19 protein-coding genes and 2 pseudogenes are annotated in these 22,377 nt (G+C 70.3%); 15 read left to right on the top strand and 6 right to left on the bottom strand.

Going from position 1 to position 22,377, the window contains the following annotated elements:
• Positions 1-7: 7 nt before the first annotated feature.
• Complete coding sequence (locus tag D456_RS0101070; protein WP_017574296.1) at positions 8-1,966, bottom strand: aconitate hydratase; 1,959 nt, start codon at positions 1,964-1,966, stop codon at positions 8-10.
• Positions 1,967-2,280: 314 nt separating this feature from the next.
• On the opposite strand from D456_RS0101070, the gene D456_RS27970 reads away from it, so the two are divergent.
• Together D456_RS27970 and D456_RS27335 are read left to right on the top strand one after the other, a co-directional pair.
• Positions 2,281-2,757 (top strand): IS1182 family transposase, encoded by a 477-nt coding sequence (locus D456_RS27970; protein ID WP_017574295.1) that lies wholly within the window; start codon positions 2,281-2,283, stop codon positions 2,755-2,757.
• A 2-nt stretch (positions 2,758-2,759) separates the two neighbouring features.
• Positions 2,760-3,083 (top strand): transposase, encoded by a 324-nt coding sequence (locus D456_RS27335; protein WP_040698417.1) that lies wholly within the window; start codon positions 2,760-2,762, stop codon positions 3,081-3,083.
• Positions 3,084-3,136: 53 nt separating this feature from the next.
• On the opposite strand, the pseudogene D456_RS27330 reads toward D456_RS27335, so the two are convergent.
• Positions 3,137-3,277, bottom strand: a pseudogene (locus tag D456_RS27330) (transposase); the annotation flags it as partial.
• A gap of 57 nt (positions 3,278-3,334) precedes the next feature.
• Here D456_RS27330 and D456_RS23430 point away from each other — a divergent pair.
• Entirely contained in the window at positions 3,335-4,348 is a 1,014-nt protein-coding gene (locus tag D456_RS23430) for a transposase (RefSeq protein WP_338036316.1), read from the top strand.
• Positions 4,248-4,544: a transposase gene (locus tag D456_RS27865; protein WP_308433802.1), complete on the top strand. Its 297-nt coding sequence runs from the start codon at positions 4,248-4,250 to the stop codon at positions 4,542-4,544. Before D456_RS23430 ends, D456_RS27865 begins: the two co-directional genes overlap by 101 nt.
• Before the next feature lie 66 nt (positions 4,545-4,610).
• Here D456_RS27865 and D456_RS23425 read toward each other — a convergent pair whose 3' ends face one another.
• From D456_RS23425 to D456_RS0101040, 3 genes are all read right to left on the bottom strand, one after another.
• Complete coding sequence (locus D456_RS23425) at positions 4,611-4,784, bottom strand: hypothetical protein (RefSeq protein WP_169335991.1); 174 nt, start codon at positions 4,782-4,784, stop codon at positions 4,611-4,613.
• 95 nt (positions 4,785-4,879) lie between these two features.
• Positions 4,880-6,952: a hypothetical protein gene (locus tag D456_RS0101045; protein ID WP_017574292.1), complete on the bottom strand. Its 2,073-nt coding sequence runs from the start codon at positions 6,950-6,952 to the stop codon at positions 4,880-4,882.
• 328 nt (positions 6,953-7,280) lie between these two features.
• Complete coding sequence (locus D456_RS0101040) at positions 7,281-8,534, bottom strand: class I SAM-dependent methyltransferase (protein WP_017574291.1); 1,254 nt, start codon at positions 8,532-8,534, stop codon at positions 7,281-7,283.
• A 230-nt stretch (positions 8,535-8,764) separates the two neighbouring features.
• On the opposite strand from D456_RS0101040, the gene groES reads away from it, so the two are divergent.
• The 9 genes from groES (at position 8,765) to D456_RS0100995 (ending at position 19,702) form a co-directional block, all read left to right on the top strand.
• Positions 8,765-9,073, top strand: a complete 309-nt coding sequence (groES, locus tag D456_RS0101035) for a co-chaperone GroES (protein WP_017574290.1) — start codon at positions 8,765-8,767, stop codon at positions 9,071-9,073.
• A gap of 119 nt (positions 9,074-9,192) precedes the next feature.
• Entirely contained in the window at positions 9,193-10,788 is a 1,596-nt protein-coding gene (gene groL, locus D456_RS0101030) for a chaperonin GroEL (RefSeq protein ID WP_017574289.1), read from the top strand.
• Between the two features lie 386 nt (positions 10,789-11,174).
• Positions 11,175-11,729 (top strand): sigma-70 family RNA polymerase sigma factor, encoded by a 555-nt coding sequence (locus D456_RS0101025; RefSeq protein ID WP_026115461.1) that lies wholly within the window; start codon positions 11,175-11,177, stop codon positions 11,727-11,729.
• Positions 11,730-11,919: 190 nt separating this feature from the next.
• Positions 11,920-13,410 carry an IMP dehydrogenase gene (gene guaB, locus D456_RS0101020; protein WP_017574287.1) on the top strand — a complete coding sequence of 497 codons (1,491 nt, stop codon included), beginning with the start codon at positions 11,920-11,922 and terminating at the stop codon, positions 13,408-13,410.
• A 116-nt stretch (positions 13,411-13,526) separates the two neighbouring features.
• Positions 13,527-14,633 carry a GuaB3 family IMP dehydrogenase-related protein gene (locus tag D456_RS0101015; protein ID WP_017574286.1) on the top strand — a complete coding sequence of 369 codons (1,107 nt, stop codon included), beginning with the start codon at positions 13,527-13,529 and terminating at the stop codon, positions 14,631-14,633.
• Positions 14,634-14,679: 46 nt separating this feature from the next.
• The gene (locus D456_RS0101010; protein ID WP_017574285.1) at positions 14,680-15,528 is read left to right on the top strand and encodes a lytic transglycosylase domain-containing protein; all 849 of its coding nucleotides are present in this window, start codon (positions 14,680-14,682) and stop codon (positions 15,526-15,528) included.
• Positions 15,529-15,763: 235 nt separating this feature from the next.
• Positions 15,764-17,491: a glycerol-3-phosphate dehydrogenase/oxidase gene (locus D456_RS0101005; protein WP_017574284.1), complete on the top strand. Its 1,728-nt coding sequence runs from the start codon at positions 15,764-15,766 to the stop codon at positions 17,489-17,491.
• 115 nt (positions 17,492-17,606) lie between these two features.
• Positions 17,607-18,293, top strand: coding sequence for a response regulator transcription factor (locus D456_RS0101000; protein ID WP_017574283.1), 687 nt, complete (start codon positions 17,607-17,609; stop codon positions 18,291-18,293).
• 5 nt (positions 18,294-18,298) lie between these two features.
• Positions 18,299-19,702: a sensor histidine kinase gene (locus D456_RS0100995; protein ID WP_040698415.1), complete on the top strand. Its 1,404-nt coding sequence runs from the start codon at positions 18,299-18,301 to the stop codon at positions 19,700-19,702.
• Between the two features lie 10 nt (positions 19,703-19,712).
• Here D456_RS0100995 and D456_RS25300 read toward each other — a convergent pair.
• A pseudogene (locus D456_RS25300) lies at positions 19,713-20,672 on the bottom strand (TAXI family TRAP transporter solute-binding subunit); the annotation flags it as partial.
• A gap of 155 nt (positions 20,673-20,827) precedes the next feature.
• Here D456_RS25300 and D456_RS0100985 point away from each other — a divergent pair.
• Positions 20,828-21,829, top strand: a complete 1,002-nt coding sequence (locus tag D456_RS0100985) for a TAXI family TRAP transporter solute-binding subunit (protein ID WP_017574280.1) — start codon at positions 20,828-20,830, stop codon at positions 21,827-21,829.
• On the top strand, positions 21,829-22,344 hold the full coding sequence (locus D456_RS0100980) for a DUF1850 domain-containing protein (protein ID WP_017574279.1): 516 nt from the start codon (positions 21,829-21,831) through the stop codon (positions 22,342-22,344). Before D456_RS0100985 ends, D456_RS0100980 begins: the two co-directional genes overlap by 1 nt.
• Positions 22,345-22,377 lie beyond the last annotated feature (33 nt).

Raw genomic sequence — 22,377 nt, 5'->3', positions numbered from 1 at the left:
ACCGGGGTCAGTTCGACCCTCCTCTCATCAGGGGGATCTCACCGCCGGCGAGCACGGCGTCCACCTGGTGGGAGGAGAGGTTGTGGCGGAGCTCGTAGTTGCGGTCCGTGCCGCGCTCGAACGCGGTCAGCGTGCCCCCGGAAGCCAGAGCGTCGCGTACCCCGTCCAGGACCAGGACGGTACCGCCCTCCAGACGGTCGTAGTCGGCCGGATCGGCGAACTCCAGGGCCAGGACCCCGAAGTTGGCCAGGTTCTGCCAGTGGATCCGTGCGTAGGACTTGGCGATGACCGCGTGCAGGCCCAGATAGCGCGGGGTGATGGCGGCGTGCTCGCGTGAGGAACCCTGGCCGTAGTTCTGACCGCCCACGATGATGTGGCCGGTGGTGTCCACCACCTCCGCCGCTCTGCTCGGGTACTCCGGATCGATCTGGGTGAACGTGAACTCGGCGAGCTTCGGGATGTTGGAACGGAACGGCAGGGCACGTGCACCGGCCGGTGAGATCTCGTCGGTGGACACGTCGTCGCCGACCTTGAGCAGGACCGGTGCCTCGATCCGGTCCGGCAGTTCGGTCAGCTCCGGGAGGGCCGAGATGTTGGGTCCCTTCACCAGTTCCTCCTGCCGGGCCTCCTCCACCGGGAGCGGGGGCGTGAGCATCGAGGTGTTGATGCTGGCCCGCACGGGTTGCTCGATGCGGGGGTAGTCCATCCCCAGGTCAGCGGCCAGGTCGCGCGGGTCGGTGATGACCCCGGTGAGCGCCGACGCGGCCGCGGTCTCGGGGGAACACAACCAGACCGAGTCCTCCTTGGTCCCGGAACGGCCGGGGAAGTTGCGGGGGAAGGTCCGGAGCGAGTTCCTGCCCACCGCGGGTGCCTGGCCGATACCGATACAGCCCAGGCAGCCGGCCTGGTGGATACGGGCCCCGGCGTTGACCAGGTCGAGGACGGCGCCCGCCTTGGTCAGGTCGGCGAGGATCTGCCGGGACGAAGGGTTCACGTCGAAGCTGACACCGCTGTCGGTCTGCCGTCCCTGCACCATCTCCGCCGCCACGGCGAAGTCGCGGTACCCCGGGTTGGCGGACGAGCCGATGACGACCTGGCTGACCTCCCGGCCGGCCACCTCCCGCACGGGCACGACGTTGCCGGGTGAGGAAGGCGCCGCGATCAGCGGTTCGATCCCGGACAGGTCGATCTGCTCGTGGTCGTCGTAGACCGCGCCGGGGTCGGCGGACAGCTCACGGAAATCGTCCTCGCGCCCCTCCCCGCGGAGGAAGGAGCGCACCTTCTCGTCCGCGGGGAAAACGGTGGTCGTCGCGCCGAGCTCGGCTCCCATGTTCGCGATGACGTGGCGGTCCATGGCGCTGAGCGTCTCGACCCCGGGACCGTAGTACTCGATGATCCGGTTCACGCCCCCGGAGACGCCGTGCCGGCGCAGCATCTCCAGGATCACGTCCTTGGCCGAACTCCAGTCGGGGAGTTCGCCGTCGAGCCGGACACCCCAGATCCGGGGCATCCGCAGGCGCAGCGGGTGACCCGCGATGGCCAGTGCCACCTCCAGGCCGCCGACCCCGATCGCCAGCATGCCCAGGGAACCGGCCGCAGGGGTGTGGGAGTCCGAACCCACCATCGTGGTCCCCGGGACCCCGAACCGCTGCATGTGGGTCGGGTGGGAGACACCGTTGCCCGCCTTGGAGTACCACAACCCGTAGCGGAGGCAGGCCGATTGGAGGAAGGCGTGGTCCTCGGCGTTCTTCTCGTCGGTCTGCAACAGGTTGTGGTCCACGTACTGGACGCTCCGCTGCGTGGCGGCGCGGTCCAGTCCCAGGGCCTCGAGTTCCTGCATGACCAGGGTCCCGGTGGCGTCCTGGGTCAGGGTCTGCTCGATGGTCAGGCCGATCTCCGACCCCGGAACCATCTCTCCCCAAGCCAGGTGGTCGCCGATGAGCTTGTGAGCGACTGTCTGTGCCATGTGCGTGCCTCACTACCTCGAAGGTCGGGGGGCTTCGCTGGGGGCTGCTCGTCCGACCCCTACCCGTTCACCTCGGCAGGGATACCTTCCCGGAGCACAGGTACGACGAGGGCCCGGCCGCCGGGTCACGAGACTGCGGCCGGGCCCACGCGGCGGTTGAGCCGCACCGACTAGGTGAAGAGGTCTTCAGCGGAGTCTAGTGAGGAACCCCGGGCGTTCACGACTCTGTTCAAAAAGCGCGAACCGGTCGTGTCGGTCCTGCCGCTGTGCCATCCTTCCCGGTATCGGATCCCCTCTCCCCTGGAAGCGGTGCGATGTCACTGGAACCAGGTAAGGACACCGGTGTGCCGGAGATGACCGCCCAAGTGGTGGCCGCGGCCTTCCCCGACTCCAGCCCCGCGATCCGGCTGCGCGATGCCCTGGGGCCGGTCTTCACCGACGAGCGCTTCACCACCGCGTTCTCCTACCGAGGCAGACCCGCCGTCTCTCCCGGATCGCTCGCGCTGATCTCGGTCCTGCAGCACGCCGAAGGACTCACCGACCGCCAGACCGCTGAGGCGGTCCGCTCCCGCATGGACTGGAAGTACCTTCTGGGACTGGAAATACACGACCCGGGCATCGCCCACGCCACCCTGAGCCACTTCCGCTCCCGCCTGCTCGAACACGGGCTGGAGAACCAGCTCCTCCAAGCCGTGTTGGAACGGGCCGACCAGATCGGGCTGCTCGCCACCGGTGGCCGCCAGCGCACCGACGCACCACCTCGACCAACCCCAAGTGGGGACGCTCGTTGACGATGCGCCGCCGGGCCCAGCACGAGGAACTGGCCCGGCTGCGGGCCGAGCAGAGCACCCAGGAGTGGAAACGGCGGTACGGGATGCGTGCGGGGGTGGAGGGGACCATGCGGCAGGCGACCACGACGTGCGGGAACCGGCGCAGCCGCTATCAGGGGCTGGACCGGACCCACCTGTCCCACCTGTTGACCGGGTGCGCGATCAACCTGAGAAGGATCGATGCCCGCCTGTCCGGCGCCCCTGCCGCGGGCACGCGTACCGGCCACCTGGCTACCCTCATCGCGGAGGCACCGGCCACGTCTGGCGCCCGAAACACGCCTTCTTGAACAGACTCGTTCACGCCCGGGAGGAATCGCTTCTCAAAGCTCGCGATGTACTCCTCGACCACGGCGAGCGGCGCGTCCCCGCAGGAGGCCGCGAAATAGGACAGCGACCAGAAGTGCTCGCTCCACAGGTACGTGCGGATACGGGAGGGCAAACCCCTGGCCCGGCCTGCGGGCGCAGGCGACGTGAGGACCACGTCGGATTTCCGGATTTGGCCCCCGAAGTGTCAGAGGGCGGCGCTACGCTCACGCGTGTGAAGATCACGGTGCAGGTCAAGCTCACCCCGGGCGCCGACCAGGCGTTGGCGCTGTCGGAGACCCTTCACGCGGTCAACGGGGCCGCCAACCGGGTCTCGGAGGCCGCGTTCGAGCGCGGTGTGCCGCGTGAGTACGAGCTGCGCAAGCACACCTACGCCGACCTCAAGGCCGAAGGGCTCGGCGCGCAGGCGGCCCAGCACGTGATAAAGAAAACACGGGATGCCTACACCACGCTGCACGCCAACATCCGGGCCGGGAACCTCGGCAAGCCGGGCTCCAAGCGCCGGGTCAAGGCGGAGTCCGAGCCCGTCGTGTTCCGGCCCGAGGCTGCCCAGCCCTACGACGGCCGGTGCCTGTCCTGGCAACTGGACGCGCAGACCGTCTCCATCTGGACCACGGCCGGCCGGGTCAAGAACCTCGGCTCCGCCTGTTCGGCCGAGGCACTCAAAATGCTCCAGGAACACCGGCAGGGCGAATCCGACCTCGTCGAGCGCGACGGGGTGTTCTACCCCCTGGCCACGTGTGAGGTGGCCGAGGCCGAGCAGTACGAGCCGGAGGGGTTCATCGGTGTGGAGCTGGGCATCGCCCACATCGCCACGACCTCCGCCGGCTACCAGGCCGCGGGACGCAAGCTCAACCGCCACCGCAGGCGCCAGCTCGCCCTGCGGGCCAAGCTCCAGAAGAAGCGCACCACGTCCGCCGAGCGGCGGCTCAGGGCCCGCGCCCGTAAAGAGGCGCGCCACGCCAAGAGCACCAACCACACCATCTCCGAGAGGATCGTGACCGAGGCTGAACGCACCGGGTGCGGACTGGTCCTGGAAGATCTCCAGGGCCTCCGCTCCCGGGTCCGTCCCGCCCGTCGCCCGCCACCACCCTCAAACGACGGCCTGCGGCCGCGGTCTCTTTCCGATGCCCCAACGGGTCGCGCTCCATTCCTGGGCCTTCGCCCAGCTCGCCGGCTTCCTCGCCTACAAGGCCCGGCGGGCGGGTGTGCCCGTGGTCTTTGTTGATCCTGCTTACACGTCGCAGACGTGCGCCGAGTGCGACCACGTCGGCAAGCGCAACCGTGTGGGCCAGGGGCTTTTTGTCTGCCGGGGGTGCGGGGTCGTTGCCCACGCCGACCGGAACGCTTCCCACAACCTCGCCACCCGCGGCCAGAGCGTGTGGAACGCGGGGCGTGAGTCACGCGCCCCTGTCACCCCATAGCGGGAGTGGCTGGACGGAGGGGCCCACCCAGCAGCCAGCTGGGCGCTACCTTCAAGCCCGGCTTCTTCAGGGCCGGGTCAAGTTGACGACCGAGAGCACACTCTTGACGAGGGCTTCCTCCCGGCCTTCCTCGCGTCCCTGGGCGGCGTAGGTGCGAGCGAAGTCACTCTGCCACTTGTAGGTGTCCACGGACATCAGGCCCTCCAGGTGGATCCGGGCGGCCTCTCCAAGGTCGGCCAACACATAGTCATAGTAGAACGCGCGTCGGTCCGGGTCGGGCACAGCGTGGGCCCGGCCGCGCTGCGACCGGGCCCTCAGCGAATGATGACGGGACGTTAGTCGTCGTCGTCCTCGTCGTCGAAACGGCGCTTCTTCTTGCCGTCACTGCCAGGACGCAGCAGCGCCTCGGCGAGCGCGAGCATGGTCTCCTCCAGGGAGGCCAGGCGCTTGCTCATGTCGTCGTGGGAGTTCTCCACCGCGTCGCTGACGGTCTCCTCGAACTCGTGCCGGTCCGGGCGCTGCTTGAGCTCGTGCAGGACGGGCTCCACGGCGGAGGTGACGTGGGAGTCGATCTCGTCGAGCTTCTCGGTGTTGTCGACCACGGGACGCTCCACCAGTTCGGTGATGCGCCGGTGCAGCTCACTGACCTCCAGGGTCTGCGGGAGCTGGTTGAGGCGCTGGTTGAGCGCTTCGAGACGGTCGTCGATGGCCTCCATGCGCCCGTCGACACCCTCGAAGTGGCCGTTGACCCCCTCGAACTGGCCCTCGACCCCGTTGACACGCCCGTTGAGCCCGTCCAGGCGGCCGTCGACCCGGTCCAACTTGCCCTCGACCGCCTCGAAGCTGCCCTCGAAGTGCCCCTCGAAGGTGTCGAAACGGTCGGTGAGCCGGCCGAGCTCGTGGTCGACCTTGCCGGTGATCTGCGACAGGTGCGAGTCGACCTTCCCGGTGAGGGACTCCCGCTGGCGCTCCAGGCGCTCGTCCAGGGCGGTGCGGTGCGTCTCGACCTGCTCGGTGAGGGCGTCGGTCAGCGACTGGTGGCGCTCGGTGTCCTCGCCCGCGGCGCGGTCGGTGCGCTCCTCGACGAAGGTGCGCAGTTCGGCGAGGTCGGCGGCGACCTTCTTCGCGTCCTCGGCGACGCGGGTGGTGAGGGCGTCGGTGCGCTCGGTGAGGGTTTCGCGCAGCTGCTCGGCGGTGGCCTCGTCCTGTTCCCGCGCTTCGGTGCGGGCCAGTTCCATCTGCTCGGTGACCTCGGACAGGCGCTGGCGCAGGTGCGTGCGCAGGTCGTTGAGGGAGGACTCGTGGGTCTGGCGGACCTTGGCCAGCGACCCGGTCAGGTCGGCGACGGCGGCGGTGGCCTCGGCGTGGTTCTCCTCGGCGAGGGTACCGAGCTCGCCCACACGTTCGGCGAGCTCGCCGTGGCGCTGCTCCGCGGCGCCCGCACGCTCGGTCAGCTCCGAGTGGAGGGTCTCGTGGCGTTCCTTGGCGGCGCTGGAGAGGGACTCCAGCTCCTCGGCGAGCTTCGTGGTGCGCTCACCCAGTTCACCGGTGTTCTCCTGCAAGCGCTCCAGCAGGGTGGAGTGCTGCTCGGCGGTGCGCTCCTCGACGAAGGTACGCAGCTCCGCGGCGGTGGTGTCGAGCTTGCCGGTGACCTCCTCGCCGAGCTCCTTGCCGGTGGCCGAGAGGCTCTCACGGGCCTCGGTCAGCGCGGTGGCCAGGGCCTCCCGGCCTTCCTTCACGGCTTCGGCGAGCTCGTCCTTGCCGCTGGTCAACGACTCGGTGATCTCGGTCCTGTTCTGGGCCAGGACCTCGGTGAGCGCCTCGTGCCGCTCCCCGGAGGACTCGCTCAGGGAGTTGAGCGTGGCCTCCACGGCCTCGGTGCGCTCGGAGAGCGCGGCCACGGCCTCGTCCAGGGAGGTCAGGCGGGTCTCGACGGTCTCGCTCAGCCCGGTGAGGCGGTCACCGAGCGTGTCGACCTGCTCGGCGGTCCTGTTGCCGGTCTCGGCCATGCGCTGCAGACGGGTGAGCGCTGTGTCGAGGTGACCGGCGATGCGGTGGGTGTCGGCCCGGAGGGAGGGCATGTCGGCGAGGGGCTTGACCCGCTGGCCGACGATCTCTATGTGCTCGGCAAGGGTCTCGGCCCACTCCGGAGGGCGGGCGAGGAAGTCGTCGATGCGGCCGTTGACCGCGTCGATCGACTCGGAGAGGGAGCTGAGTTCACGCTCGCGCAGTTCGCGCAGCAGCCACTCCATCCCCTCCAACCGCTGACGCATCTCCTCGCTGACCGCCCCTTGGGACTTCTGCTCGGAGACGTGTTCCTGCGCGGCCTGGGAGAGGAGGTCGCGCATCCGGTCGGAGATCCCGGTCTGACCTCCACCGTTGAGGAAGTTGTGATTGGTCTGTTCCACCGAGGTGCTCCTTATGGTTTCGGCGCTCCCGTACGTACCCGGGGGAGTGGACGGTGGTCCGGGCGGTCGGGACTCTCGATGCTCCCCGGGGAGGGCCCCGCCCCGCACAGGCACTGCCACAACGTGATGGAAGTGTGACTGAGGGTGTCAATCTCGGGCAGAGTTCTTGAACCGGTCGATCCGCGTCGCGGTTCGCTCACTGGGCCTTCCGGGGGAATCCATGAGAAGAGAAGGGTTCGCTCCCCAACCTTAACCAACCCGCCTCCGCTTGCCCCAGGGGACGAGGGAACTTCGGACTCGTCCGCATAACGATCCGGGAAGCCCGCGCTCAGGCCACCTCGCGGCACACCAGCGCCCAGGGGCGTTCGCCCACCCTCGTCAGGACCACCGTCGCCGCCTCCGGACCGGACGGGCGCAGGTCGCGCCGCAGCCGCTCGGTGTCCACCGCCGACCCGCGCTTCTTGACCGTCACCGTCCCGACCCCGCGTTCGCGCAGCGCCGCCCGCAGCTTCTTGAGGGAGAACGGCATGACCGCCTCGACCTCCAGCACCCGCCACAGCGGTGAGAACTCGGCCCGGTCGGAGGTGAAGTAGGCGATCCGCTCGTCCAGCAGGGCCCCGTCCACCCGTGCGGCGGCCTCCGCCACCAGGTGCGAGCGCACCACCGCGGGGTCGGGGTCGTACAGGTACCGGCGTGCCGGGGCCACCGGTGCCGGGCCCGCGTCCGGGTCGGCCTCCAGGTGCGCGGCCTCTCCCTCGCGCTCGCGCAGGCCCGGACGCTCGTGCAGCACCGTCGCGCGCCGCTGCCGGTTCTGCGCGAGCGCACCGAACCAGAGAGCGGCCTCCTTGAGCTCGCCGTCCACCGAGATCCACTCGGCTGCGGAGTCCTCCGGGAGCACCTCGTGCGGGATCCCCGGGGCCGCCTTCAGGCAGGCCGCCTGTGATTCCCGGGCCAGCTCCACCGCGGAGCCCCACGGCGGGGAGTAGGCATCGGGGTCGAAGACCCGGCCGCGCCCGCCCCGCCGCGCGGGGTCGCAGAACAGCACCGGGTAATGGCCCGGCGCCGTGACGGTGGCATCACCCTGCCGTGCCCGCGCGGTGTCCTCCAGGCCCAGGGCCGCGATGTTGGCGCGCGCCACCGCCACGGTCAGCGGGTCCGTGTCGGTGCCCTCGACCGGGACCCCGTGCTCGGCCAGGGCGATCAGATCGGCCCCGATCCCGCAGCAAAGGTCCCCTGCCGGACGCGCGTCCGAGAGCTGCACGCCGGCCTCCGCGAGGCGTCCGGCCCGGTAGGCGGCCACGCTCGCGCGGGTGGCCTGCTCGGCGCCGTCCGGGGTGAAGAACATCGAGGCCGCGCGGTCGCCGAATTTGGCCCGTGCGCGTTCACGCAGAGTGATCTGGGTGAGGAGTGCGTTGACCAGGTCGGAGGCGGGTAGGTCCGGCCGCAGGGCCGCGACGCCGGGCTCGGCGCGCAGGCGTGAGGCCACCGCCAATCGGTCGTTCGCGGCTTCCGTCGGGTCGATCCCTCCCAGGAGTTCCCGCCCCGCTTCGGTGAGCAGCGCCTCGAACGCGGCCGCGTGCATGGATCCCCCCGTGCGCGGTGATCTGTGGTGGTGAATGCGGGTCCCCGGCGGGGATCACGGTCTCATTTCCATTCTGGCACTCTCGGGGGTAGAGTGCTAATCGCGACGAGGCCGGTCTGGCACCCGCGACGACAGGCCGCCGCGGTCGCCCCTTTTTCTCGTAGAGGTCCACGCAAGAGGCGTGGGCCGTAGTGCAAGACACCAGAAACTGTGAAGGGGGAGGTCAGACAGTGTCGACCGCCACCAAGACCGTGCTGAAGCCGCTCGAGGACCGCGTCGTGGTCAAGACCCTGGAGGCCGAGCAGACCACTGCCTCCGGTCTGGTCATCCCGGACACCGCCAAGGAGAAGCCCCAGGAGGGCGAGGTCCTGGCCGTGGGCCCCGGGAAGCTCGACGACAAGGGCGCCCGCGTCGCCCCCGAGGTCAAGGTCGGTGACGTCGTCCTCTACAGCAAGTTCGGCGGCACGGAGGTCAAGTACGAGGGCGAGGAGTACCTGGTCCTCTCCGCCCGCGACCTCCTCGCGGTCGTCGAGAAGTAGGTCCCCGCGGCCCCGAGCCGCACCACGGATCACGCATCCCGCATCCGGTCGGCCCTCTGCCGGGCGGGGCGGGATGCTTTTCTTTCTTCTCACCAACGGCCCGACGAGGAGTCAGCCACATGCCCAAGATCCTGGAGTTCGAGGACGACGCCCGCCGTGCACTCGAGCGGGGCGTCGACCGCCTCGCCGACGCGGTCAAGGTGACGCTCGGCCCGCGCGGCCGCAACGTCGTCATCGACAAGAAGTTCGGTGCACCCACCATCACGAACGACGGTGTGACCGTCGCCCGTGAGATCGAGCTGGACGACCCCTACGAGGACCTCGGGGCCCAGCTCGTCAAGGAGGTGGCCACCAAGACCAACGACGCCGCCGGCGACGGCACCACCACCGCCACCGTGCTGGCCCGGGCCCTGGTCCGCGAGGGCCTGCGCAGCGTGGCCGCCGGGGCCTCCCCGATGTCCCTGAAGCAGGGCATCGACGCCGCGGCAGAGCACATCGCCAAGACCCTGGTCGAGCGCGCCGTCCCGATCGAGGAGCGCGAGGACATCGCCTACGTGGCGACCAACTCCGCCCAGGACGCCCAGATCGGTGAGCTCATCGCCGAGGCCTTCGACAAGGTCGGCAAGGACGGTGTCATCACGGTCGAGGAGGCGCCCACCTTCGGGCTCGACCTCGACTTCACCGAGGGCCTCCAGTTCGACAAGGGATACGTCTCTCCCTACTTCGTCACCGACAACGACCGCCAGGAGGCGGTGCTCGACGACGCGCTGATCCTCATCCACCAGGGCAAGATCAGCAACCTCAACGACCTCCTCCCGCTGCTGGAGCAGGTCCTGCAGAGCAAGAAGCCGCTCCTGATCATCGCCGAGGACATCGAGGGCGACGCCCTCGGTGCCCTGGTGCTGAACAAGATGCGCGGCACGCTCGACGTCGCCGCCGTCAAGGCGCCCGGCTTCGGTGAGCGCCGCAAGGCCATGCTGCAGGACATCGCCGTTCTCACCGGCGGCCAGGTCATCGCCGAAGAGGTCGGCCTGACCCTGCAGAACGCCGGTATGGAGACCCTCGGCAGCGCCCGCCGCATCACCGTCACCAAGGACGACACCACCGTCGTCGACGGTGCCGGCGAGCAGAGCGAGGTCGATGACCGCGTCCGCCAGATCCGTAGCGAGATCGAGAACAGCGACTCCGACTGGGACCGCGAGAAGCTCCAGGAGCGTCTGGCGAAGCTGGCCGGCGGCGTCTCCGTCCTGCGGGTCGGTGCGGCCACCGAGGTCGAGCTCAAGGAGAAGAAGCACCGCCTCGAGGACGCCATCTCGGCGACCCGTGCGGCCATCGAGGAGGGCATCGTCGCCGGCGGCGGCGCCTCCCTGGTGCACGCGGCCAAGACCCTGGACGGCCTGGGCCTGGAGGACGACGCCCGGACCGGTGCCGACATCCTGCGGCGCTCCTTGGTGGAGCCGGCCCGCTGGATCGCCGACAACGCCGGTGCTGAAGGGTACGTCGTCACGCACCGCATCTCCGAGCTGGAGGTCGGCCACGGCTACAACGCCTCGACCGGCAACTACGAGGACCTCACCTCGCAGGGCATCCTGGACCCGGTCAAGGTCACCCGTTCGGCCGTGCAGAACGCCGCGTCCATCGCGGGCATGCTCCTGACCACCGAGGCGCTGGTCGTGGACAAGCCCGAGGAGGACGAGGACGACCACAACCACTGATCGTCCTCGTGCTGGGCCTCGGCCCCGCTCCGGTCCGCCCGTCAGGTGCTCCCGAACCCGCCCTCCGGGGCGGCGAGGGTCCGGGGCGGGTTCCACGGGCCGGGGCCGGGCCGCGAGGGGCACAGGACCGTGGTTCAGGGGCGGGGCGCTTCCGGGCGCCCCGCCCCGCCCATTACCATGGGAAACACCCCATAGACAGAGCCTAATTGGGCGGTTTCGGGTTATTTTTGCAAAATGTGACCATTCCGTAGCGTCCTGTTGGAGCGGTCAGGTCCCGCACGCGGGGCATCATTTCTGACGTGACGGATGCAGGCGCCCCCAGAGGCGTTGCCGCGCAGCGGCCAGGAGCGCACGTGGCCGGGGAGGCCTCGGCGCCCGACCAGGGCCTGAACCACCTGGGAACACGTGCTGTGCAAGGTGAGGACGGGGCCATGGACTCCCTCCTCCGGGAGGTCCGCCCGATGGTGGTCCGCTACTGTCGTGCCAGACTGGCCCGGGTCTCCGGACTCGCCCACTACTCCGACGACGTGGCGCAGGAGGTCTGTGTCGCGTTGCTCTCGGCCCTGCCCCGGTACGAGGACAGGGGGCGCCCCTTCGCCTCCTTCGTCTACGGGATCGCGGCCCACAAGGTCGCCGACACCCTCCGTGTGGCGGGCCGGACGGAGACGGTGCCCACCGACACGCTCCCCGAGCGCGCGGACGAGGGCCCCGGTCCGGAGGAGGCGGCGGTCCGGGTCATCGAGGCCCAGAAGGCCCGAGAACTACTCGACGAATTGCCCGAACAGCAGCGCAGACTGCTCGTCATGCGGGTGATCGTCGGTCTGACAGCGGATGAGACGGGACATGTCCTTGGAATGTCGGCAGGAGCGGTACGGGTTGCCCAGCACAGGGCTATTGCTCGGCTTCGGAAGGTGGCCGTGGCGCAACGCCTCCTCCCATGAACCGCCCCGGCGCACCCGTTCCCGCCGAGTCTGTCCCTTCCGTCCCGTCCCGCGCAGCGGTTACTGCCGGCTCCCGGCGAAGTGATCGGTCGAACATCCTGTTTCACCTGGGCCGTGTGGACGAACGACCTAGGATGAGACGACACGCGGGGCTGCCGCCTTGAACGTTCAGGACAGCGGAGGTTGTGTCATGGGCCAGGAGTACAGCGACTACGGGGACAAACTGCTTCCTCCGGGGCTGACCTACGACGACGTGCTCCTCGTACCCGGCTATTCCGATCTTCAGCCCGGAGACGTCGACACCACCACTGCCCTCTCCCGAAACATCCAGATCCGCATGCCGCTGCTGTCGGCTGCCATGGACACCGTCACCGAAGCGCGCATGGCCGTGGCCATGGCCCGCCAGGGCGGGGCCGGGGTGCTCCACCGCAACCTCTCCGCCGAGGAGCAGGCCGGTCAGATCGACCTCGTCAAGCGTTCCGAGGCCGGTATGGTCACCGACCCGGTCACCTGCCAGCCCGACGACACCCTCTCCGACGTGGAGGGGCTGTGCGCCCATTACCGCATCTCCGGTGTCCCGGTCACCGATGCCGCCGGCAAGCTCGTCGGGATCGTCACCAACCGCGACATGCGCTTCGAGGACGACCGGGGCCGCCTGGTCCGCGACGTCATGACCACCGAGGACCTCGTCACCGCGCCGGTCGGTGTCTCCCGCGAGCGGGCCTTCGAACTCCTGCGCAAGTACAAGGTCGAGAAGCTCCCCCTGGTGGACCCCGACAATCGCCTGCGCGGGCTCATCACCGTCAAGGACTTCATCAAGAGCGAGCAGTTCCCCGACGCCACCAAGGACACCGACGGCCGCCTCGTCGTCGGTGGCGCCGTCGGGGTGGGCGAGGAGGCCGAGCAGCGCGCGAGGCTCCTCGTGGAGGCCGGTGCCGACTTCGTCGTCGTCGACACCGCCCACGGCCACTCCAGCGGCCTGGCGGACATGATCGCCAAGCTCAAGGCCAACTCCGGCGCCGACGTCGTGGCCGGCAACGTCGCCACGCGCGCAGGCGCCCAGCTCCTCGTCGACGCCGGTGCCGACGCCGTCAAGGTAGGGGTGGGCCCCGGTTCCATCTGCACCACCCGTGTGGTCGCGGGTGTGGGCGCACCCCAGCTCACCGCGATCCTCGAGTCCTCCCGGGCCTGCGGCCCCGCCGGAGTGCCGCTCATCGCCGACGGCGGCCTGCAGTACTCCGGTGAGATCGCCAAGGCCCTCGTTGCCGGTGCGAGCAGCGTGATGCTCGGCAGCCTCCTCGCCGGTGTCGAGGAGAGCCCCGGCGAGCTCATCTTCATCAACGGCAAGCAGTTCAAGGCCTACCGCGGTATGGGCTCGCTCGGGGCCATGCGCGGGCGTTCCTTCTCCAAGGACCGCTACGCCCAGGCCGAGGTCTCTGCCGAGGACAAGCTCATCCCCGAGGGCATCGAGGGCCAGGTGCCCTACCGCGGCCAGCTCTCCGCCGTCGCCCACCAGCTCGTCGGCGGTCTGCACCAGTCCATGTGGTACGCGGGCGCCCGCACCGTGCCCGAGCTGACCGAGCGCGGCCAGCTCATGCGCATCACCAGCGCGGGTCTGCGAGAGAGCCATCCGCACGACATCAAGATGACCGTCGAGGCTCCCAACTACAACGCGCGCTGAGACCTGTGCACCCCGGCGCCGTCCCCGGTTCCGGACCGATAGACTCACCTGCGCAATCCTGCGCCGGCCCTGTGGGCCGGTGACACACGTCAGAGGGGATCGAAGCGTTGGCTCAGGTGGAGATCGGGCTGGGCAAGAACGGGCGCCGGGCCTACGAGCTCGACGAGATCGGGATCGTGCCCGCCCGGCGGACCCGTGACCCGGAGGAGGTGTCGATCACCTGGCAGATCGACGCCTACAGATTCGACACGCCGCTGGTCGTCAGCCCCATGGACAGTGTCGCCTCGCCCGAGACGGTGGTGGCGGTCGGTCGGCAGGGCGGTCTCGGTGTTCTCGACCTCGAGGGGCTGTGGACCCGTTACGAGGACCCCACCCCGCTGCTCCAGGAGATCCGCGAGCTCGACGAAGAGGCCGCCACCGCGCGCCTGCAGGAGATCTACGCCGCGCCGATCCAGGAGGAGCTCATCGGCCGCCGGATCGAGGAGATCCGCAGCACCGGCCTGGTCACCGCCGCACGCCTGTCGCCGCAGCGCACCGCCCAGTACCACCGCGCGGTCGTCGACGCCGGGGTGGACATCTTCGTGATCCGCGGGACCACCGTCTCGGCCGAGCACGTGTCGGGGCGGGCCGAGCCGCTCAACCTCAAGCAGTTCATCCACGACCTGGACGTGCCCGTCGTCGTCGGCGGCTGCGCGACCTACACCGCCGCCCTGCACCTGATGCGTACCGGTGCCGCGGGCGTGCTCGTGGGCTTCGGTGGCGGTTCCGGCCACACCACCCGCTCGGTGCTCGGTGTGGCCGTGCCCATGGCCAGCTCCATCGGTGACGTCGCCGCAGCCCGCCGCGACTACCTCGACGAGTCCGGCGGCCGCTACGTGCACGTCATCGCCGACGGCGGTATGAGCGGCAGCGGGGACATCGCCAAGGCTCTGGCCTGCGGTTCCGACGCCGTCATGGTCGGCTCTCCGCTCGCGCGCGCCACCGAGGCGCCCGGCGGCGGCTTCCACTGGGGCAGCGAGGCCCACCACAGCGAACTGCCCCGGGGCCACCGCGTCGAGGTCGGCACCATCGGCAGCCTGGAGTCGATCCTGCACGGGCCCGCCTCCACCAGTGACGGCTCCATGAACCTCATGGGCGCCCTGCGCCGCACGATGGCCACCTCCGGCTACAGCGACCTGAAGGAGTTCCAGCGAGTCGAGGTCGTGGTCAACCCCCACGGCTGATCCGCCCTGTTCCCGGCCGAGGGCTCGACCCCCGATGGAGACACGTATGGGTGGCAGTACATCCGGAACCGTTCGTAAGGGGCGGGGGACCGTCATCACGGCCTGCGCGGCCCTCGTGGTGTGCCTGGTGCTCACAGGGGGCGTGCTCTACGTGGCCGGCCGTGTCTCCACGGCCCTGGGCGAGTGGGAGCCACCCGTGGGTGCACCGGTGGAGCCCTCGGACGGAACCATCCAGACCCCGCCGCACAGCGAACTCGACGGCCCGCCCGAACAGGCGGAGGTCATGGGGGAGAACGAGGGCGCCGCCGACGAGCGCTCCGCCCCCGAGGAGGCCTCGCCCCGGCCCGACGGTGCCTGGCTCGAACGGGTCGCCGACGACACCGGCATCCCGGCCCGAGCCCTGGAGGGTTACGCCGGCGCCCAGCTCGTCGTCGACCGGGAGACGCCCACCTGTGGCCTCTCCTGGCCCACCCTGGCCGGGATCGGGTTCGTGGAGTCCCGGCACGGCACGTTCGCGGGCGGGCAGATCGGTGAGGACGGCACCACGACCGTCGACGTCATCGGGATCCCGCTCGACGGCACCGAAGGTACCGAGGCGATCCCCGACACCGACGGCGGGGACTACGACGACGACACCGAGTGGGACCGCGCCGTGGGACCCATGCAATTCATCCCCAGCACCTGGGAGCATTGGGCAGAACCGTCGGAGGGCGGCGAACCCGACCCGCACAACATCGACGACGCCTCCTTGGCGGCGGCGCGGTACCTGTGCGCGGACCAGCGCGACCTCACCGCCGGGGAGGACTGGGAAGCCGCGGTGATGGACTACAACCGTTCCGGTGAGTACGTGACCGACGTGCTCGCCTACGCCCACGCCTACGCGGACGCCTCCTGAGGTGCCGCAGGATCCAGGCGGCCTCTCAGGAGCCCGTGTCCGGGCCCCGAGAGCCGAAAGATGCCGATTTCAGGTGGGGTAACCCACATGGCCGGACTGTCGGTGCAGGTCAGCGGCGTGTGTGTCTGAAGTGCCCCATGTGACCTGGGTAGCCTGATCCAGGCCGATCCGGTGGACGGGACGCGGGGTGGGTAGGCGCCCCTCAGAATACCTGTCGAGTTGAAGGGACTACCTCATGGCGACCACGTGGCTGGGGCCCAAAGGCCGGGACGCGGCACTCGCGTCCATGGCCGACGGGGAAGAAGAACTGGACGTCCTCGTCGTCGGAGGGGGCATCGTCGGCGCGGGCATCGCCCTGGACGCCGTCTCGCGCGGTCTCTCGACCGGGTTGATCGAAGCACGCGACTTCGCCTCCGGCACCTCCAGCAGGTCCAGCAAACTCATCCATGGCGGTCTGCGTTACCTGGAGCAGCTGGATTTCGAGCTCGTGCAGGAAGCGCTCCAGGAGCGCGGACTGCTGCTGAGCACCATCGCGCCGCACCTGGTCCGCCCGGTGCCGTTCCTCTTCCCCTTCAGTAAGCACTGGGAACGGTTCTACATCGGCGCAGGTGTCACGCTCTACGACGCGCTCGCGCACACCTCCCGCAACAACCGCGGGCTTCCCGCGCACAGGCACCTGTCCCGCTCCGGGGCACTGCGTGTGTTCCCGGCGCTCAAACGCGACTCCGTGGCCGGCGCCGTCCAGTACTGGGACGCCCAGGTCGACGACGCCCGCTACGTCACCACGGTCCTGCGCACCGCCGCGGGGCTGGGCGCGCACGTCGCCTCGCGGGTGCAGGCCGTCGGTTTCCTGCGTGAGGGCGAGCACGTGGTCGGCGCGACCGTCACCGACCTGGAGAAGGGCGGGGAGAAGCAGATCCGCGCCCGCCAGGTCGTCAACGCCGCGGGTGTGTGGACCGACGAGATCCAGGAGATGGTCGGCGGACGCGGGCAGGTCCACGTCAGCGCCTCCAAGGGCGTCCACCTGGTCGTGCCGCGCGACCGCATCCAGGCCTCCTCCGGGATGATCCTGCGCACCGAGAAGAGTGTGCTGTTCGTGATCCCGTGGGGCCGCCACTGGATCATCGGCACCACCGACACCCCCTGGGACCTCGACAAGGCCCACCCGGCCGCGAGCCGCACCGACATCGACTACGTACTCGACGAGCTCAACAGGGTCCTGCGCACCCCGTTGACCCACGACGACGTCGAAGGGGTCTACGCGGGGCTGCGGCCTCTGCTGTCGGGGGAGTCGGACGAGACCTCCAAGCTCTCCCGCGAGCACACGGTCGCCCACCCGGTACCCGGCCTCGTGCTCATCGCCGGCGGGAAGTACACCACCTACCGCGTCATGGCCAAGGACGCGGTGGACGCCGTCGCGCACGGTCTGGGCGGTGCCCTGCCGCCCTCGGTGACCGACAAGCTGCCGCTCGCGGGTGCGTCCGGATACCAGGCCCTGGTCAACCAGCGCCACGCCCTCGCCCACGACTCGGGCCTGCACGTCTCGCGCATCTCCCACCTGCTGCGCCGCTACGGGACCCACGCCCGTGACCTGCTCGACCTGGTGAAGGAACGTCCCGACCTGGGCAACCCGCTGGAGGGGTCCGAGGACTACCTGCGCGCCGAGGTCGTCTACGCGGTCGAGGCCGAGGGCGCCCGCCACCTCGACGACGTGCTCACGCGCCGCACCCGCATCACGTTCGAGACCTGGGACCGCGGTATCGCCGCCGCCGAGGAAGCCGCCCGGCTCATGGCCGAACCGCTGGGCTGGTCCGACGAGCAGGTCGAGCGCGAGGTCGAGTACTACCGCAAGGGCATCGAGGCCGAACGCGCCGCGCAGGAGCAGGACACCGACCGGGAAGCCGACGCCGTGCAGCACGGCGCCCCGGAGATCGTTCCGGAAGCAGAGGTGCACCGGATCTGATCCGGCGGCCCACTGTGGCCCAGGACACAGGCCCGCCTCTAGGGTGTGCAGGAAACACTCCCTCGGGGCGCGGTGACCGGACACCGCGCCCCGCCACCCGGAGGACCCGGACGCCATGATCAAGGTGCTGCTCGTCGAGGACGACGTCCGCCTCGCGGACGCCCTCGCCGGGGCCCTGGAGAGCAACGGTTTCGAGGTCGCGCAAGTGCGCACCGCAGCCGGTGCGCTGGAAGCCGCCCCGGTCGATGTCGTCCTGCTCGACCTCGGACTGCCCGACACGGACGGCCTCGAACTGTGCTCGCTCCTGCGTGAACGGAACGACTTCGGGGACACCGCGATCATCATGGTCAGCGCGCGCGGCCGCCGGCGCGAACGGGTCCGGGGCCTGCGTTCGGGCGCCGACGACTACGTGGTCAAGCCTCTGGCCGTCGAGGAACTCTGCGCCCGTATGGAAGCGGTCCTGCGCCGGACCCGGCGCCGCCACGATCCGGTCCTGCGGGTAGGACCGCTCCGGGTGGACCTGGACGCCCGCACCGTCGCTGACGCAGACGGCCCCATCGGACTCACCCGCAAGGAGTTCGACCTGCTTGCGGCCCTGATCCGGGAGGAAGGGGCGGTGGTCACCCGTGAACAGCTCCTGCTGCGTGTGTGGCGCACCAGCTGGCCGGGCACGCTGCGCACCCTCGAGGTGCACGTGGGGACCCTGCGTTCCAAGCTCGGGGTGGTGGGGCTCATCGAGACGGTGCGCGGGGTCGGTTACCGGCTCTCCACGACCGGGACCGCCGCGACCGGGCGGTCCTGACCCGCATGCGCCGGCGTGTGAGGACGGTGTACGTGACCCTGCTCGTGGTCACCTGTCTGGGCCTGGCCCTGCCCCTGTGCGGGAGCATCGCGGCCCGGGGCACCTCCGAGATGCTCCTCGACCGCATCAACGACACCGCCCGGCTGTCGGGGGTGGCCGAACCGAGTGTGCTCACCGGGTCGGTCGGCACATTGTCCGGGGAACTGGCCGCTTACGACGAGCTCTACGGGGTCGCGGGTGTGGTCCTGGACCGTGACGGCGGCGTCGTGGCCTCCTCCCGTGCCGGCTTCGACGGCACGGGACTGGAGGAGGCCGTGGGCGGGGCGCCCGCGGAGCTGCCCGCCGAGGTACGCACCGCGCTGGCCGGGGGCCGGGCGGGTGCGGACACCGTCGTGTGGCCCTGGAACACCGAACCGCTCGTGGTCGCCGAACCGATCGGTTCCGGGGAGATCGTGGGTGCGGTCGTGACCTCCTCGCCCACGGGAGGGCTGCGCCGGGCGATCCTGCTCCAGTGGCTCGGGGTGTGGGCAGTGGCCCTGTCCGTGCTGGTCGCGGGTATCGTCGCGGCCGACCCGCTGACCCGGTGGGTGCTGCGGCCCATCGACGACCTCGACGAGGCCACCCGGGCCGTCAGCGGGGGCAGCCTCGACGCGCGTGTGCCCGCAGGTGAGGGCCCCCTGGAACTACGCCGCCTGGGTGAGTCCTTCAACCGGATGGCCGACACCATCACCTCGATGCTGGAGAGCCAGCGCACCTTCGTCGCCTACGCGGGCCACCAGGTCCGCAACCCCCTCGCGGCACTGCGGCTCCGCGTGGAGTCCTTGGGGCGCCACCTGCCCGAGGCCGGAACCCGTGAACACCGTCTCGCCCTGGACGAGGTCGACCGCCTCACCCGCATCTGCGACAGCCTGCTCACCCTCGCCCGGAGCGGGGACACCGGTCACTCACTGGTGGAGGAGGAGATCCGCGAGGCGGCCGAGGACCGGGTCGCCGCCTGGCAGCCCATCGCCGAACGCGCCGGTGCCCGCCTGGAGTGCGGGGGCGACGGCACGGCCGTGGTCCACTGCGTGGAGGGCACCCTCGAACAGGCCCTGGACGCCCTCATCGACAACGCGCTCAAGTACGGCGGTCCCGGGGCGCACATCCGGGTCCTGGTGGAGGCCCCGGCGACGGTCCGGGTGGTCGACGACGGCCCCGGACTCCCGGCCGAACAACTGGCCGAGGCCACCCGGCCGTTCTGGCGCGACGGGGGCCCGGGCGGCTCCGGGTTGGGGCTGTCGATCGTGGTCACCCTGCTGGAGATGCAGGGCGGGACCCTCTCGCTCGGCCCCGCGGACCCGCACGGCATCGACGCGCGCGTCGACCTTCCGGTGACGGGGGGACCGCCCACGGGTCGTGTGCGTACTTGACCGAACGGTAGTGGTCGGCCGCTCCCGGATGCAGCGGAACCGGCCGTGTCGCGATCGCCGAACGCGGGTCCAGGTGCAGGGCCACCGGATGGACGGCGCTCAGGTCCGCCCGGGACTCGAACAGCGTCCGGGTCAGGTCGCGGGCGTCCTCCCCCGGCATGTGTGCGGAGACGACGAGCATGCTCGGCACCCCGATCGTGCGTACCGCCGGGACCCCCGGATAGGTGTGGGCGGGCACGGGCAGTTCGGAGAAGTACTCGCCGTACCCCTCCACGAGCTCGGGCACGTGCTGGGACAGGTCCAGCAGCCGGACCGGTGTCTCCTCGGCCAGTTCGGCCACGGCGCGGGTCGGCAGCCCGCCCGACCACACGAACGCCTCGACCTCACCCGAGGCCAGGGCCTCGGCGGACTCCTCGATCGCCAGCCGCCGCCGGTCCACCCCGGGACCGTCACTGCCCTCACCGATCCCCGCGAGCCCGAGCAGCCGTTCGGCCATCATCTCGGTGCCCGAACCGGGTGCGCCCACCGACACCGCCGTCCCCTCCAGGTCGGAGACTTCCTCGTAGGGCGAGTCCCGGTGCACGACCACGTGGGTGTGGTTGTCGTACAGGCGCGCGACCGCCGCCACCGGCAGGGGCCCGTCGAAGGGCGGCCGACCCGCCACCGACAGCGCCGCCACGTCGGCCAGGGTGAAGGCCGCATCGACCTCGCCGCGCGCCACCAGTTCCAGGTTCTCCACGCTCGCTCCGGTCACACGCGTGGAGATCTCGGTGTTCGGAGAGGCGGCCGTGACCTGGGCCAGACCGTCGCCGTAGACCTGGTAGACCCCGCCGGGGCCGCCCGTGCCGACCGTCACCCGCAGCACACGCGCGCCCTCCGGATGGGAGAGCGTCAACACGAGGACGAGTACCAGGGCGGTGCAGGCCGACAGGGGTGCTGTGCCTGGGCGCGGGGAGGGGGCCCGTTGCATGGCGTCACCCTAACCGCTGCGCCACGACCTCAGAAGAGGCTCAAATCCCGGCGCTGGGACTACGGAAGTCCGGGGTGCGGCGGTTAGGTTCCCTGCTGCGGAGTGGTGCGCGCCACACCCCGTCGACCGTCCGTCCCCCCGAGAGGACCCAGACCATGCGTCGCTCCCTGATGAAGGCCGCCGTGATCCCCGCCGGCGTCCTCCTGCTGTCCGCCTGCTCACAACCGGCCGAGAACACCGACGGGCCCGTCGAGAACCTGAGCATCGCCACCGGTGGCACCAGCGGCGTCTACTACCCCATCGGAGGGGTCCTGGCCACCATCATCGAGAGTGAGTTCGAGGGGCACCAGGCCTCGGTCGAGGCCACCGGCGCCTCCGTGGAGAACCTCCGCCTCCTCGACTCCGGAGACGCCCACATGGCCCTGGTCCAGGGGGACTCCGCCGACCAGGCCATCACCGGCACCGCCGACTTCGAGGGCGAGGAGATCCGGACCCGTACCCTCGCTGTGCTCTACCCCAACGTCTTCCACGCCGTCACGTTGGACTCCACCGCCGAGTCGGAGGGCTACGAGTGCTTCTCCGACGTGGTCGGTACCCGCTACTCCGTCGGTGACATCGGCAGCGGCAACGAGACCACCACCAACCAGGTGTTCGAGAGCCTCGGCATCGGCGAGGACGACATCGAGATGGACCAGCTCGGCTACTCCGAGACCGCGACCGCACTCCAGAACGGCCGGCTCGACGCCGGGTCCTGGGTCGTCGGAGAGGGGCACGCCGGCATCGTCGAACTCGGCACCACCGACGACATCGACATGATCTCCATGTGCGAGGAGGAACTCGACCAGGTCGTCGAGGGCGAGGGCGGCTACACCGAGCACACCATCGAGGCCGGAACCTACCCGGGCGTCGACGAGGACGTCACCACCGTCGCCACGTGGAACGCCCTCGTGGTCCCGGAGGACTTCGACGAGGACCAGGCCTACGAGATCACCGAGGCCGTGTTCGACAACATCGACGACGTCGTCGGTGCCTACGCCCCCGGCGAGGAGTACATGGTGCCCGAGACCGTGGAGAACGCGCCCGTTCCCGTCCACCCCGGCGCCCAGCGCTACTACGAGGAGCAGGGCGTCGAACTCTCCGAGGACATCCAGGGCTGATGCGCCTGCCGCCGTGGCCCCGTGCGGTGGCGGCCTCCGCCCTGGCCGTCGCCGTCCTGACCGCCCTGCTCTGGCCCGCCCGGACCGCGTTGCGTGTGAGCGGCCAGGACCGGCCCCTGGGACACCTGCCGTTGGCCGAGGGCGAGGTGCTGACCGTGGCCTACACCCACTCCATCGACGGGCTGCCCATCGAGGAGGACCTCCTCGTCGAGGACGGCCGCCTCGTCGTCGACGCCACCCGGCTGCACCAGTTCGGTGCCGGTATGGGACAGATCCCCGGCGAGGGCACCGGCCGCGCCGACGGGCAGTGGTGGGTCGTGGATGGCCTCGACCGCGACATCGGCACCGAGATGGTCCTGCGGGTCGGCTCCGCAGAGGTCGACCACCGGCTGCGGGTCCCCGGCGCCGAGGTGGAACTGTCCCCGTGCCTGGCCGGGGAACCCGTGACGGTCGAACCGGCCCGCATCTCCGTCCTGCGCTCGTGGTTCGGCAGCATCCCCCGGCCCGAATGCTGAACCCCTACGACCCCGAACCCGGCCCGACCACCC

Source organism: Nocardiopsis kunsanensis DSM 44524 (genome assembly GCF_000340965.1).
GTDB classification, from domain to species: Bacteria; Actinomycetota; Actinomycetes; order Streptosporangiales; family Streptosporangiaceae; genus Nocardiopsis; species Nocardiopsis kunsanensis.
This window is presented reverse-complemented; position numbering and strand designations above follow the sequence as displayed.